We start from the raw sequence: 14614 nt of genomic DNA, 5'->3' as shown, positions 1-14614 counted from the left end.
TACATTATACGAGCGAATGCTGCAGATCCACTTCTGCGCAGTTTTCGATATCATGAGAATGCCTTACAAAAAACTGAATTTTCCCGTTCTGCGATACCGGCGATTCTCCCAAGTAGTCTTTAACCATGTCCAAATCATGGGTGACCATCAAAAACGTCATGCGATGATGGGCATGCATATGGGTAATCAATTCAAAGAATCCGGCCTGGGTATCGGCATCAATGCCGATCGTAGGCTCGTCAAGTATGAGCAGATCCGGACGATTAATGAGCGCCCGGGCGAGAAAAACGCGCTGCTGCTGCCCGCCGGACAGAGCGCCGATCCGCTTATCAGCAATATCCTGAATGCGCATCACTTCCAGAGCATCCTCACATTTCTGGTGGTCCAGACGGTTCAAACGGCGAAACATTTTCTTCCGATTATATAGCCCGGACATGACGACTTCGCGCACAGTGGCGGGGAACAGTGGATTAAACGAATTTTTCTGCGGAACGTACCCGATTCGCTCCCAGTCCTGAAACTTACGGATCGGCTGACCGAAGAGTTCGATAGACCCTTCCGCGGCAGGCAGCAATCCAACAATCATGCGGAGTAAAGTGGTTTTGCCTGCCCCATTAGACCCGACAATACCTACAAAGTCCCGCTCTTTTATGGTGAAATTGAGATCCTTGATCACCTGTTGCTCGCGGTAATGAAAGGATACATCCTTGATTTGTACAATAGGTTGGTGGCAATCCTGTGCTGCCGGCTCCATAACCAGGCCGCCTTTCTCTCTGTAGTCTTTCTATCTAAATATATGAACATCATAAACGTTCATAACACGAAAGAAGAGGGGGATATGCTCCCCCATCTTCCTTATTGTAAAGCCTTCGTTAGATTTTGCAAATTTTTCTCCATCAGCGTGAAATAATTGTCACCGCCGCTTGCCTGCTCCTTCGTCAGTCCCTCCACGGGATTCAATACCAAGGTTTCCACGCCCGCTTCATTCGCCAGCGTTTTGGCAAGTTTATCCGATATGAGTTCTTCGAAGAAAATATATTTGACTTCCTTCTCTTTCACCGTTTTGGTCAGGTTTACTATATCCTGCGCTCTGGGCTCCGCGTCCGGCGAAAGTCCCATAATCGCATGCTGCGTCAAGCCATAATCCCGGCACAGATAGCCAAATGCCTGGTGGGAAACGACAATGTCTTTTTTCGGCATTTTGGACAACTCGCTTGTGAAATCGTTATCCAGTTTGACCAGCTTCTCTTTCAGGGCTTCAAAGCGCTGTTCGTAGCCATCCCTATGCTCGGAATCCACCTCGACAAGACTATTCTTGATATTCTCTGCCATGACCAGTGCCGATTTCGGGCTTACCCATGTATGCGGATCCGTATGATGTGTGTCGGCGCTAGTCCCAGCGGCCGCTTCCTCGTGTTCATGGCCCGCATGGTCTTCTTCCGTGCCTTCCTCATGGCTGTGATCGTGCTCTGCTTCCGTGCCTTCCTCATGGCTGTGATCGTGCTCTTCTTCATGAGCTGCTGCCCCGTGTCCATGACCATCGTCTCCCACGGCATCGATCAGCTTGATCCCGTGACTGACTTCAACGGGCTTAACTTGCGTATCTTTATCAAGTCCCTTCAGAAACCCAGGTACCCAGCCTTCCAATCCGGCACCGTTATAGAGAAACAGCTGAGCCTTGGAAGTATTCACGATATCCTGGCTGCGCGGTGTCCAATCATGTGGTTCCACGCCCGTTGGCAGAAGATTTACAACATTGACGTCGTCCCCGCCAATTTCCTTCGTAAACTCATAGATTGGATAAAAGGTCGTAATGACGTTTACCTTGCCTTCGACAATGCTGCCGCCAGATTTACTTCCGCACCCCGACAGGATGAGTACCGCCAACAATATAGAGGTCACACTCCAGGTCCAACTGTTAAGTTTGCTTTCTCTCTTTCTCTTGTTCATGTTCATCTCCCATATCCGCTCCGTTCAATTAATCGTAATCTTTACTAACAAGATTATAAGAGCAGGCAAACATCATTGTCAACCAAATCGTAAAAATTACTATTAATTTTCAATAGAGATGTTATATCCCCCGTATTAAAGGAAAAAATAACGGCGTACCCTTTAACAGGGTACACCGTCTATCGCGACTTAATTCAATGAGAGAGCTTTTTATTTGACAACGGCACCGTTAGGCATGCCATCCGGCACCGTTGCAAGCGTCAGCTGGTCGCCGTGGGAGGCGGCCAGAATCATACCTTGCGACATTTCACCTCTAAGTTTCACCGGCTTCAAGTTCGTTACGCAAATCACTTTGCGTCCGACTAATTCCTCCGGCTTGTAGAACTTCGCAATGCCGGATACCACTTGCCGCTGCTCAAATCCGAGATCAAGCTGCAGTTTGAGCAGCTTATCTGCTTTCTTAACCGGCTCAGCAGCGATTACCTGCGCTACGCGCAGCTCGACCTTGGCAAAATCCTCAATGCCGATTTCCTCTTTAAGCTCTACAGGCTCCTCCGTGCTTTCGGCGGACGAAGCTGCTGCCGAGGTCGTAGGTTCCTCCTGGGCGGCCTTCGTACCGCCTGTCATCGCCTCTGCGATGTAGGCCACTTCCTGCTCTGTATCCAGGCGTGGGAATATCGGCTCGCCCTTTTGAAGCTTCGTTCCAGCCGGTATGGCTCCGAACTGGCGTCCGCCTTCCCAAGTCGTCCATTCGCCTTCCGCCAGACCGAGCTGATCCCACATTTTCTTCGGCGTACGGGTCAGGAACGGCTGCAGCAGGATCGATGCCACGCGGAGCGTCTCCACCAAATGACTCATGACAGATGCCAGTTCATTTCGTTTGCTCTCGTCTTTGGCCAGCGTCCATGGCTGTGTCTCATCAATGTATTTGTTGCTGCGGCTGACAAACTGGCTGATCGCCGTCAGCGCAACCGAGAATTCCATATTCTCCATAGCGGTTTCGACTTTCTCATAAACCGACTTAGCTGCTTCCTCGATCGCTGCATCAAACGGCGTTACGCCAGCGGAGAAAGCCGGAACGACTCCGTCAAAATATTTATCGACCATGGCCACGGTACGGTTCAACAGGTTACCCAAGTCATTGGCCAGGTCGGAGTTCACCCGTTCCACGAAGCTTTCCGGCGTAAAGGTGCCGTCCGCTCCGAATGGAACTTCACGCAGCAGGTAATAACGAAGCGCATCGAGACCATACCGGTCAATCATCGTAACCGGATCGACCACATTCCCCTTGGACTTGGACATTTTCCCGTCCTTCATCAGCAGCCAGCCATGAGCAAACACCTTTTTCGGAAGCGGAACATCGAGCGCCATCAGAATGATCGGCCAATAGATCGTATGGAAACGGACGATCTCCTTACTCATCAGGTGAACATCAGCCGGCCAGTATTTGTCATACAGGCTGGTGTCCTCCGTACCGTATCCGAGTGCCGTTATATAGTTTAGGAGTGCGTCAATCCACACATAGATCACGTGTTTTGGATCGCTCTTCACCTTCACGCCCCACTCATAGGTCGTACGGGACACAGCCAGATCCTCAAGACCCGGTTTAATGAAATTGTTGATCATCTCATTCTTGCGGGATACCGGCTGAATGAAATCCGGATTCTCCTCGTAATACTGGAGCAGGCGGTCCACATATTTACTCATGCGGAAGAAGTAGCTCTCTTCCTTCACAAGCTCTACTGGTCGGCCACAGTCCGGACAGTTGCCGTTGACAAGCTGACGTTCCAGGAAGAACGACTCACAAGGCGTGCAGTACCAGCCTTCGTATTCACCCTTGTAGATGTCATCTTGCTTCAGCAGACGTTCAAATACCTCCTGCACAACCTTGGTATGGCGCTGCTCCGTGGTGCGAATGAAATCTTCGTTGGATATGTCCAGCTTCTTCCACAGGTCTTTGATGCCTGCCACGATGTCGTCAACGAACTGCTGCGGGGTTTTCCCAGCCTCCGCCGCTTTGCGTTCAATCTTCTGTCCGTGCTCATCGGTCCCCGTCAAATAACGGACATCGTATCCACGAAGCCGTTTGTAACGAGCCATGGCGTCGCCGGCCACCGTAGTATAAGCATGGCCGATATGCAGCTTGTCGCTTGGGTAATAGATTGGCGTTGTAATATAAAACGTCTTTTTGTCTGCCATAGTAACCTTCCTTTACCGTGAAATTGATTGTTTGTACCAAGTAATCTCTTATTGAAAAACAGCAGTAGACAGCAAAAAACCCCCGTCCCCATGGGACGAGAGTTGTTCTCACGTGTTACCACCCAAATTCCCTGTCCCCTTACGGGTAACAGGCTCATCTGCCGTCATCCGGCCGTCCATTAACGCTGGCTCACGCCGCTTCTTTACGGCAGCCTTATTACCCGGACTGCAGCGCTCAAAAGCGGATCCTCCAAGACCATTTTCCGAAATTCGCCAAGACCGGTTTCCAGCTGTTCCGGCTCTCTGTTCAAGGCAAGCTTTTCGTACTTATCTCTTCCTCGGATATACCTATAATTTCTTACATTTTAATCAAACGGGCTGCGGTGTGTCAAGGTGAGTCGCGTTCCGTGGGATTGCTATGTCCAAAGACAGCATGCCATTCCGCTTCGTATCGATTAGGATGCCCCAAAAACGCTATTTCTCTGTCAATGAAGACGACACCTTATCCTTGCGCGGTGGAACCATGTCAATGCCGCCTGGATGAAACGGATGGCATCTTGCTATTCGCTTGGCCGCCAGCCAGGAGCCCTTCAGCGCGCCGTGTACCTCAATCGCTTCCAGTGCATAGGCCGAGCAGGTCGGGTAGAATCGGCAAGTCGCCGGTTTCAACGGAGAAATGAATTTCCGATAGAAGTGTATCGGCACCTTCACTACCCTACGTCCCGTGCTCATACCCGGCTGTCCCGCTTTCCTCCACTGGCTGGTGAAGTTTCCTTATCGGTATTTTCCTTGCCGCAGTCCCGACAGTAGCCGAACACTTCGAATTTATGCTGAACCACCTGGAAATCATCCGGTGCATCGGTCAGCTGCATCGGGCAAAATGTAATCGGGTACGTCTTCTGGCACTGCAGGCAAATCATGTGATGATGATGATGCTCTTCGCTGCATCGTCCTCGAAACTTGATGCCTTCCTCGAACACTACCTGCTCCAATACACCGAGCTCGTACAATACCCGAAGATTCCGGTACACTGTATCAAAGCTCAAACCGCTGTACTTCCGGCCCATATATTCGTACACATCCTTGGCCGTCAAATATCCAGGATGTTCCCCAAACAATTTGGCAAGCGTCTTGCGCTGATCGGTAATGCGCAGCCCATGTTCCGACATGGCGTCGATGATCTGTTCCGTCGTAAGCATACGGAGGTAACCTCCTCTACTTGAAGATACTCTCTCCTTATAATGCCCGAAAAATAAGACAGCGTCAATGAAAGCGGTTGTGGATAGACTAAACCCCTGCAAGGTACTGCGCCGCTGGGACGCGAAACGCTTGGCATTTGACGAGCGCCCTTTATATCAGCCAACAAAAAGGACAACCCTAACCATGTGCTGGCTGTAAGGCTGTCCCTTTGTTATGAATAAATAATGGATTAGTTCTTCACTTGCGGAAGCGGCTGGAACAGGAAGTTGATTGGCAAGCTGCTTCCCGGCGCCGCCGTAAACAGGATTTCCACGGTCTGCTCGTAATTCCCTGTACGATAGAGAACGGCTGCTTCATTCGGTGCAGATATAGCGCCTCCGCTTGTATTCGGCGTCTGAATGATAGTTCCGTTCACCATCAGCGCACCCATGTACTTGCCTCCACGCGGATTCAGCGTGATCAGCGTATTGGGCGCTACGCGGTGCAGCTTGATTTTGTAAAGCACACCGAAGTTCCCGGCATTGGATTGATATGAACCGTTAATGCCGTCATACCCTTCCAGATTCGGATCGTTTGTCTTGTCACCGAGCGCTAGACGGGTAGGCGTGTTGCCAACCAGATCATGGGATTCAATGATCCGTGTCGAGTCCGGGTACGTTCCCCGGTTATGAACGCCGTCGCTCGGATGGAGCTTCAGGTAAGGAAGCTTTTGAATCGGATCCTTGGCTTCATCAATCATGATGACATCATACCGGATCGGTGAATCCGAATAGAGATCAGCAAACATGGACAGCACCTGCTGATTCTTCAAGGTTTGCGCGCTCAAGTCTTGCAGAATGACCCGGCTTTCCCCAGGCGCGAGCGAGATCGTCTTGAATGAATCAGCTGATTGCATAGACTCGAGGTAGCGCTGAACAGCTGCTTTTCCCGTGGCAGTCGGTATATTAATCGGACCGCCTATTCCCGTATACTCGGTTGTCAGACGCGCCGTCATGGTGTTGATGTTAGTGGCGACGACGTACATCTTCATGTTCTTCCCGGTTGCGTTCAAGTGGTGGATCATGAATCGCGTGCTGGCATTGCCGACCTCGCGGTAGACGATACCCTCTTGATAGACGGTTTCCGGAGAGTTGCTGCGAATCAACAGATAAGGTTCGGAGCTTCTTGTAATCGGCATCAGATTCCATGTCGGCACAGCGGATCCGTCAAAGGTGTATTTGTCGCCGATGCCCGTAAACAATTGATTGAATTGATCACGCGTATACAATACTTCGCTCGTTACGTTGATAATCTTCTCGTATGAGCTGGTCGCTCCATGTTTATCAGTAACAATCAACAGCACTTTATGCGGTCCTGCCGTAAAAAAGGCCTGATCGTTGTTTTCCCACTTATACGTAAGCTCATCGCCAGGATCGTTGTCATAACTCATATTCATGTACGTTATTTTCTCACCGATCTTATATTCCTGTTTATCCGTTTCGAACATGGCAACAGGCGGCGTATTCGGAGCGGATACTTGAATGCTCAATATATACGGGTCGCTCCACTCCCCGCTGGAATCCTGTACCGAGTAGGAAACCGTATGCACGCCGGGTTCGTCAAAAATCTCTTCCCGGCCTTCCCAATGCTCGTCAACAATAGCCAGGCCCGTCGGCGAATAGGCATTTGTCTTATACGTAACCGTTGTTTGTCCGGCGAGGATCTCACCAGGCTGCACCGTGAAGGAAGCTACGGGCTTTGCGCTCAAGCTAAGGATAACCCGCTTATTCGGCTGGTCCACCCGATAGGTGATGTCCAGCGCCTGCGTAATGCTGGTCAGCGGCACCATGAACGTATTGTTGGACTGGTAAGCCGGTCCCTTCATCGATTTTCTGACCCCGTTCACGGTGTAAACGCTGCTGTTCGTCTTAAAACGAAGCTCATCGTTACCGCGGATAATAATCGTTTCCTTAGTCTTTCCGTCATAGGTCAGCTTCAGGCCGACACGATCAACGAGGGAGCGAATGGCAACATAGGATACGCCGTTCTTAACTGCCATCGGCTGACCTGCCGTATACGCTTTCCCGTTCTGATACATCTTGTTGCTGTTCATCATCAAGATGAGGTCATTGGGCCCGAGATTCGGTATATTCGGAACCTCGCTGCCAGATCCCCCGCCGTTATTTCCGCCTGGCTGTTCACCATTACCGTTGCCGCTGCCCATACCGGATAGATCGAGAATAACCTTCTTCTCGGGCTGGTTCACCTGGTATGGAATTTCAAGCGCTTGCGTGATCGCGGTTAACGGGACCATAAACACATTGTTGCTCTGGTAGGCAGGGCCTTTCATCGAACGTACCTGTCCATTGACTTTATAGTTGCTGCTTCCTGTCGTAAACCGAAGTTCATTACCATCCTTAAGGATGATGGTTTCCTTCGTTTTATTATCGTAGGACAGTTTCAGTCCTGCACGTTCAACCATGGCGCGAATGGCGACATAGGATACCCCTTGCTTCACAGCCATCGGCTGACCCGCTTTGTATTTCTTGCCGTTATGGTACATCACATTGCTGTTCATCATCAGTACAAGTTCATTCGCCGAAACATTGGAAGTACTGACTTCGGGCTCTCCGGATGGGCTGCCCTCTTCGTTCTCTGAAACCTCATTATCGGAAGGATCGTTTTCCGTATCCTCCTGCTGCTCATTGGGTGCAGAAGGTTCGGCATTCGGATCGCTAATCGTACCTTCGACTGAATCAGAAGATGTTTCCTTTGGCGTTGCTGATGTTTCCTCCGCTTGCTGCAAGTCCGTCTGTTGTTCTCCACTCTGCTGGCTTTGTCCTTCCACCGGGGACTGCAGCGCTGATTGGCTATTTAGCGCCGGAGCTGTAATATCCGGTGATTCAGCTGCCGCGGGAAATGCCATGGATACCTGGGCCGCGGCAAGGACTGTAATCATCGAGATTCTCTTGAAATTCATTCTCTACTCCTTTAAAACTCTCAGTATAGTCTGTCTGCCTCTATTGGACATACTATTAGACGCGGACTTTCTCGAAAAGTTGCTCAGAAAAGGCTGGAAAATAGGAAAACCGGAGCATTCCTGGGTAGGAAGACTCCGGTTTGAGCAACCCTTATTTAATTATTGACATAGTCCTGATTACCGCTCCAGCCAAGCGGATAAGTCTCGCTGATTCCTACCGGGAGCTTGCCCTCAGGCGTAACCCGTCCTATTAAGACACCCGCGGCTGCATTCATATAATAAGGTGTGTTCTCGTAGCTGCACAAATACGTCGGAACCGGCGGAAGATCATTGATATCATAGGGATTACGGGTAGCGACGATAACAAGTGTCACATCCTCAAGTTCAACCAGCTTGTTCACCAGCTTCTGCTGGCCGGCGGGAAGACGGCTCTCGGAGGTGTACGTAGCTACTACAATCTGTTTATATCCTTCAGCTGCCTTAACGACTTGCTTTATCTCTTCGTCGGACATATCCGTTCCGACACGCAGATCGTCTGCCTGAACCCCGTAACTTCTCAAGGCATCCCCTAAGGTGTAGCTCTTGCTCCATGCTTCATCCACCTGGGTTGCCTGAAGCAGCTCAGGCCAGATCACCGCAACGGCCTGCTCCGGCTTAAGAGGCAGCTGCCTCTCGTCTTTCACCAGCGTGATTCCTCTGCCTGCAATTTGAGCCAGCAATTGTTTGGTCTCTTCCGCAACCTCGCCAATCGGGTAGACCGGAAGCTCCTCAGCGAGCTTTGCATTACGCTGCTTAAGCGCCAATATCCGATCTACAGCCTTGTCGATCAGCTCTACCGGGAGTCTCCCGCTGCGGACAGCCTCAATGACGGCCGTAATCGCCGCCGTCTGCTCCGATAGATTATGGCTGACCAGTACGCAGTCCGCACCCGCTTCGATCGCGCGTATCGCGCCCTCCGGAATCCCGTACTCTTTGGAGATTGCGTGCATCTCAAGGCAGTCCGTTATGATCAGACCTTCAAACCCCATCTCCTCCCTCAGCAAACCCGTTAACACGGCATGAGAGAGCGTCGCCGGCAGATCGCTCGGCTCTATCGCCGGGAAACTGACGTGAGCCGTCATGATGGCGTCCACTCCGTTCTGGATCGCTTGCGCAAACGGATACAATTCCACGCTGCGGAGCCGTTCCAAATCATGCGGTACAGAAGCCCGCCCGAGATGAGAATCGATGCTGGTGTCGCCATGGCCCGGGAAGTGTTTGGCCGTAGCGGATACACCTTCTTCCTGGTATCCCTTCATTGCCGCAGTCCCAAGAGCGGCAACAGCTTGAGGATCTTCGCCGAAGGAACGCACGCCGATGACCGGATTACGAGGATTGTTGTTCACGTCGAGACAAGGAGCGAAGTTCATATTTACACCAAGTGAACGCAATTCGCGTGCCCCGATTTGTGCTACCCTGTACGAATCCTCCGCGCTGCCCGCTGCTCCAAGCGCCATATTCCCCGGAATACGGCTGATGCCTTCATGATCAATTCGTGCAACCATACCGCCCTCTTGATCAATCGAGATCAGAAGCGGGAACTTCTGGCTGTCCGATGCGAGCTGCTGTAAGGACTCCGACAGTTCGGCAAGCTGAGGCAGCGTTTTCACATTCCGGCGAAAATAGCAGATGCCCCCGACCTGATATTGTTCAATCAGTATTTTGGCATGCTCATTCGGCGTCAGCGCGTTGAAGCCGCATATAAACATTTGTCCTACCTTTTGTTCTAACGATAAATCTGCTGCCGTCCATTTCATTGATTTCATACCTACCTTCTATCAATTTAAAGGACTTTGCAAGCCAGGCGGGATTGATCCAGTGATGACTTTAGCAGCCTGCATGGGTCCTGTCAAAACCTATACCGTTGCCTCTCCGGACATTTCCCGGAATTCGGATGGCGTCATGCCGGTAGCCTTCTGAAATACCTTGGTAAAATACCGCCGCTCATGATAACCGACAAAGGAGCCGATCTGAGCGATATTCTTATCGCTGTTCACCAGCAGGAACTTGGCTGCCTCCATCCGCTGTCTCGTCAAGTACTCCACAAAGGTGAGTCCGACATGGTTCTTAAACAATAAACAGAAGTAGCTGGAGCTGATGCCCAGATGCTCCGAAAGCTCCTCAATCCCCAAATCCTGCCCCATATGGGTATTGATATACTCCAGAGCAGACGTTACCAATTGTTCCGGCGTTTTCTTTACGGCTTCGGGATTCGGAGCCTCATCAATAAGCGAAACGGTGCTGTAATACTTCTCTTTCGCCCTTTTCTTGCGGATTTCCTCCCCGATATCACGAATCTTCATCTCGAGTTCCCCGTAATGAATTGGCTTGCTGATGTAATCCTTGACGCCCAGCTTAATTGCTTCCCGGGCATATTCAAACTCCTGATATCCCGTCAGCAAAAAGATCTCCGCCCGGCTTCCTTTCTCCCGAATCTTCGTTATAAAGGTCAGTCCGTCCATGACGGGCATCCGGATATCACACAGGATCAGATCCGGGTTGTACTGATCCGCTACTTCAAGTGCTTCCATCCCGCTTCGGGCAAGTCCGACAACCTTCATGCCCATCTCTTCCCAAGGCAGAACCTTGCTGAGATTGTTCAGGATGGGAGCCTCATCATCAACTAATAATGCCTTCAACATGCTGCCCTTCCCCCCTGTCATAATTGGGTATGACGCATTGTATAACGGTGCCGCCGGGGCGGCTTGAGCATATGAACAGACCGTAATAATCCCCGTACTGAATTCTAAGTCGGTCAGCCACGCTCCGCAGCCCAAGTCCCCGTCGTTCCTGGTTCACTTTGAGATTCTGCAACGTCACCTGTTCGGATCCGTTATCCTCGGACACCATATATTCAAACATGGACAACTGCTCAGCGGTCATGCCGAGTCCGTTATCCTCGACCCGAATCATGACATTACCGAGTTCCTTCCATGCAGAGATGCGTATCCATCCCGTATAAGAAATGCCTTCAAAGCCATGCTGTATACTGTTCTCAACCAGCGGCTGCAGCGTCAGCTTCAGGATACGGCTGTGCATAAGCTCTTTCGGCACGTCAATCTCGTATTCGAACAGGTCCTCAAACCGAAACTTCTGGATTTCAAGATAACTCTGCAAGTGCTTGATTTCTTCATCCAGCGTAATTTCTTCCTTCTCCTGTATACTGATCCGCAAGATGCTGGCAAGCCGGTAAACCATCTCACTGACCTTGCGTCCTTCATTCTGGACAGCGAGAACATTGATTGATTCCAAGGTGTTAAAGAGGAAGTGCGGCTTGATCTGCGCTTGCAGCACACGCATCTCCGCGTCGGTCTTCTGCCTCTGCTCCTTTTTGATCTGCGCAAACAGATTGTTGATCCGGTTCATCAAGTTGTTGAACCCTTTCGACAGCAGCAGCAGCTCATCCTCTCCCTTCTCTTCAACTCTCGCGTTCAAATCCCCATCTTCCACACGGCGCATAAACCGCACGATAACAGCGATCGTCCCGGTAATCCGATTCATGAACAGACGATTGAACACAATCGCGGTAACCAGACAGAGGCCCATAATGACGAAGAACCACTTGGCAAAGGAAGTAACCTCTTGCGATAACGAGTTCCAGTCAGTCACCGAGACGAGATTCCAGCCGTAATCATTCAGATGATAGATAGAAACAATATTCTCTTTGCCATTAAACTTGGCTTTAAAACTTTGGTAGCCTTGCTTAAACTCAACGTCATGCTTCATATATTGACTGATATTTTGACCATCCATATCGTTATTGGGGTCAAATAGAATGAAGCCTTCATTGTTGACCAACATAAAAGATGTGTTCTGCAGATTGTTAGGGAGTGTCAAATTGCGGAAAATTTCTTCAAACTCCCACCTCTTGATCTGGACGACAAGAATGCCCAGCTTGCGGAGTGTCGTAACATCCTTAATCAGCCGGATCTGGGTGAATACCGGATCCGCTCCCGTCAACTCCGGAAATTCGTGCGGAGCCAGCCATTTGGGAATTCCGTTAAGCTGAACCACCTCTTCATATAAAGGACTATTCTTAAACTTTTCATAAGGCAGGGTCCTGAAATCTTCTTTACTGAATATAGGAATCGGTGATGATTCTTTATTAAAATGATATAAAAACGCATAGCTAATCGCAGGATGATTATATAGAAGATTCCGAAAGCTCCGCTGTCTGTCGTTCAATTTCAGCTGGTCCGCATTGGATTCCTTAATCAGGTTCTGCGCATCGGGATCCTTGGCGTTCAGCGCCATGGCGAAGACGGAGGTGGCAATCCCGTTATCCGTGACGTACTCCATCTCCTTAAACACGCTCAGAATGCTGTAGCTGATTGCTTTAAGCGAATATTCGGCTTGCTGGCTGTACTTTTTCTCAATCGAATTGTAGGTAATAAAGAATGTAAATAGGCCCAGCACAAATAACGGAATAATAATGAGCCCCAAAAAGGCTGTGAATAGTTTGTTCCGCAAATTCATACGCATGCTCCTGCTCCTAGTATTACCCCTTGACGCTTCCTGCGGTGACGCCTTCAATGATCTTCTCTTGCAGAACGGCATAAATGATAAGGACCGGCAGCACGCTGAATATGATACCCGCAGACATTTGTGCGTAGTTCATATTGTAGGCGTCCCTGAAACCGACCATGCCGACAGGCAGTGTTCTCAGTTCATCATTCGATAGGAAGTAGTTAGCAAGCAAGAATTCGTTCCAGTTACCCAGGAAATTGATAATAAATACGGTAACGATAGCCGGAACAGTCAGAGGTATGATAATTCTAGCAAACAACCCTCCGGACCTCAATCCATCAATAACCGCAGCCTCCTCGATTTCACCGGGCAGCGACCGCATGAAGGCAGCCAGTATAATAACCGAGAACGGGATGGCATTGGCAACATACGGTAGAATCAGGGCCATGTGCGTGTTCAAAATATCCAACTGCCTCATGATGCCATATATCGGCAGCATGAGAGAGTTATTCGGAATCAGCATGCCTATCAAAATACATTGAAAGACGATGGCGCTAATCCGGTTATATCTCATCCGCGTCACGGCAAAGGCCAGCATCGCTGCAAACAGAATCGACAAGCAGGCTGACAGCACGCCGATGTATAAGCTGTTCCAGAAATACGTGCTAATCTTGGCGTTCACCCATGCGTTCACATAGTTATCAAATACCAGCGTGCTTGGCAAACCAAAAGGGTTCGTTGCAATAGACTGGTTATCCACCTTCACGGAAGAGAACAGGACGAACAGGAAAGGATATAGTATGACGAGCAAGTAAGCCATCAGAAAAATGTGCGGGATCAGTTTCTTTATTGCTCTCATCAGTATTCAATCCTTTCGTTGCGTCTTGCGACCAGCACCTGGTAAAGCACCGTTACGATAATCGTGAAGAGGAAGATCAGCACGGCGATCGAGTTGCCAAAGCCATGCTTGAAGCTCGTGATCGCATATCGAATCATATATGTCGCCATAACGTCGGTTGAGCCAGCCGGCCCGCCCTTGGTCATAACCAGAATAATGTCCGCCGCTTTCATGGCTCCCGCGATCGAAAGCATGATCACAACAGAGATAATTGGCATAATTAATGGAAGCGTGATTTTGGTTGCTCTTTGGACCCCTGTCGCGCCATCAATTGCCGCAGCCTCATCCAGCTCTTTGGGTATGGATAGAATTGCGGCAAGAACCATCACGATGTAAAAGCCAGTCCATTGCCACGCATTCGTGATCAGGATGGCAATCATGGCCCATTTGCTATCCGATAACCAGTAGATGGGTTCAATTCCAACCAGCCCTAAAATCTCATTCATCAGACCAAAGTCCGGGTTGTAAATGAATCCCCATAAAATGCCGATCACAGCCGTCGACATGATGGATGGTGCAAAAACCGCCGTTTTATAAAGTCCCTTCAAACGCTTCACGTTTGCGATTAACAGGGAGAAAAATACGATCGTCGGAACCTGGATCAAACAGGAAAAGAGAATGAAATAAACATTGTTCCTGACAGCCTTCCAAAAAGCATCATCATTCAAGGCTGTCACATAGTTATCGAGCCCAATGTACTTCACATCTTTGGAGATGCCATTCCAGCTCGTAAAGCTGTTGTCAAACGCAGTAAAGATCGGGTATATGAAAAAAGCCAGAAACAATAAGAATGCCGGCAGCACAAAAACGATGTAAATCAGAGGATTTCTCAGCGCTTTGTTCATGGTAACCTCCGTATTTATGTCTGATGTTGTTTAGGCGAAAGGGCACCCCCATGTACC

The 14614-nt window shown here is 49.8% G+C and carries 11 protein-coding genes; all 11 read right to left on the bottom strand.

The features are described from left to right. Positions 1 to 4: 4 nt before the first annotated feature. The 11 genes from ACOZB4_RS14665 to ACOZB4_RS14615 all read right to left on the bottom strand — a co-directional run bounded on the left by ACOZB4_RS14665 (position 5) and on the right by ACOZB4_RS14615 (position 14557). Complete coding sequence (locus tag ACOZB4_RS14665; RefSeq protein WP_076320859.1) at positions 5 to 754, bottom strand: metal ABC transporter ATP-binding protein; 750 nt, start codon at positions 752 to 754, stop codon at positions 5 to 7. A gap of 101 nt (positions 755 to 855) precedes the next feature. Then, on the bottom strand, positions 856 to 1950 hold the full coding sequence (locus tag ACOZB4_RS14660) for a metal ABC transporter solute-binding protein, Zn/Mn family (protein ID WP_339272097.1): 1095 nt from the start codon (positions 1948 to 1950) through the stop codon (positions 856 to 858). A gap of 210 nt (positions 1951 to 2160) precedes the next feature. Continuing rightward, positions 2161 to 4149, bottom strand: a complete 1989-nt coding sequence (gene metG, locus ACOZB4_RS14655; protein ID WP_379415019.1) for a methionine--tRNA ligase — start codon at positions 4147 to 4149, stop codon at positions 2161 to 2163. A 474-nt stretch (positions 4150 to 4623) separates the two neighbouring features. Further along, entirely contained in the window at positions 4624 to 4881 is a 258-nt protein-coding gene (gene yidD, locus ACOZB4_RS14650; protein WP_379415017.1) for a membrane protein insertion efficiency factor YidD, read from the bottom strand. Continuing rightward, a complete protein-coding gene (locus ACOZB4_RS14645; protein WP_379415015.1) occupies positions 4878 to 5348 on the bottom strand; it encodes a Fur family transcriptional regulator in 471 nt (156 codons plus the stop codon). Before ACOZB4_RS14645 ends, yidD begins: the two co-directional genes overlap by 4 nt. Before the next feature lie 230 nt (positions 5349 to 5578). Next, the gene (locus ACOZB4_RS14640; RefSeq protein WP_076320854.1) at positions 5579 to 8308 is read right to left on the bottom strand and encodes a copper amine oxidase N-terminal domain-containing protein; all 2730 of its coding nucleotides are present in this window, start codon (positions 8306 to 8308) and stop codon (positions 5579 to 5581) included. A gap of 155 nt (positions 8309 to 8463) precedes the next feature. After that, a complete protein-coding gene (nagZ, locus tag ACOZB4_RS14635) occupies positions 8464 to 10104 on the bottom strand; it encodes a beta-N-acetylhexosaminidase (protein ID WP_379415110.1) in 1641 nt (546 codons plus the stop codon). 99 nt (positions 10105 to 10203) lie between these two features. Further along, a complete protein-coding gene (locus ACOZB4_RS14630) occupies positions 10204 to 10989 on the bottom strand; it encodes a response regulator transcription factor (RefSeq protein ID WP_076320853.1) in 786 nt (261 codons plus the stop codon). Next, positions 10967 to 12823 (bottom strand): cache domain-containing sensor histidine kinase, encoded by a 1857-nt coding sequence (locus tag ACOZB4_RS14625; protein ID WP_379415011.1) that lies wholly within the window; start codon positions 12821 to 12823, stop codon positions 10967 to 10969. Before ACOZB4_RS14625 ends, ACOZB4_RS14630 begins: the two co-directional genes overlap by 23 nt. 22 nt (positions 12824 to 12845) lie before the next feature. Further along, on the bottom strand, positions 12846 to 13673 hold the full coding sequence (locus ACOZB4_RS14620; protein ID WP_379415009.1) for a carbohydrate ABC transporter permease: 828 nt from the start codon (positions 13671 to 13673) through the stop codon (positions 12846 to 12848). Further along, complete coding sequence (locus ACOZB4_RS14615) at positions 13673 to 14557, bottom strand: carbohydrate ABC transporter permease (protein ID WP_076320851.1); 885 nt, start codon at positions 14555 to 14557, stop codon at positions 13673 to 13675. Before ACOZB4_RS14615 ends, ACOZB4_RS14620 begins: the two co-directional genes overlap by 1 nt. Positions 14558 to 14614 lie beyond the last annotated feature (57 nt).

Origin of the sequence: Paenibacillus sp. NPDC058898, from assembly GCF_049316025.1 — a bacterium.
In the GTDB taxonomy this organism is placed as follows: domain Bacteria; phylum Bacillota; class Bacilli; order Paenibacillales; family Paenibacillaceae; genus Paenibacillus_AQ.
Note: the sequence above shows the minus strand (reverse complement) of the source record. Positions and strands in the feature narration are given on the sequence as shown.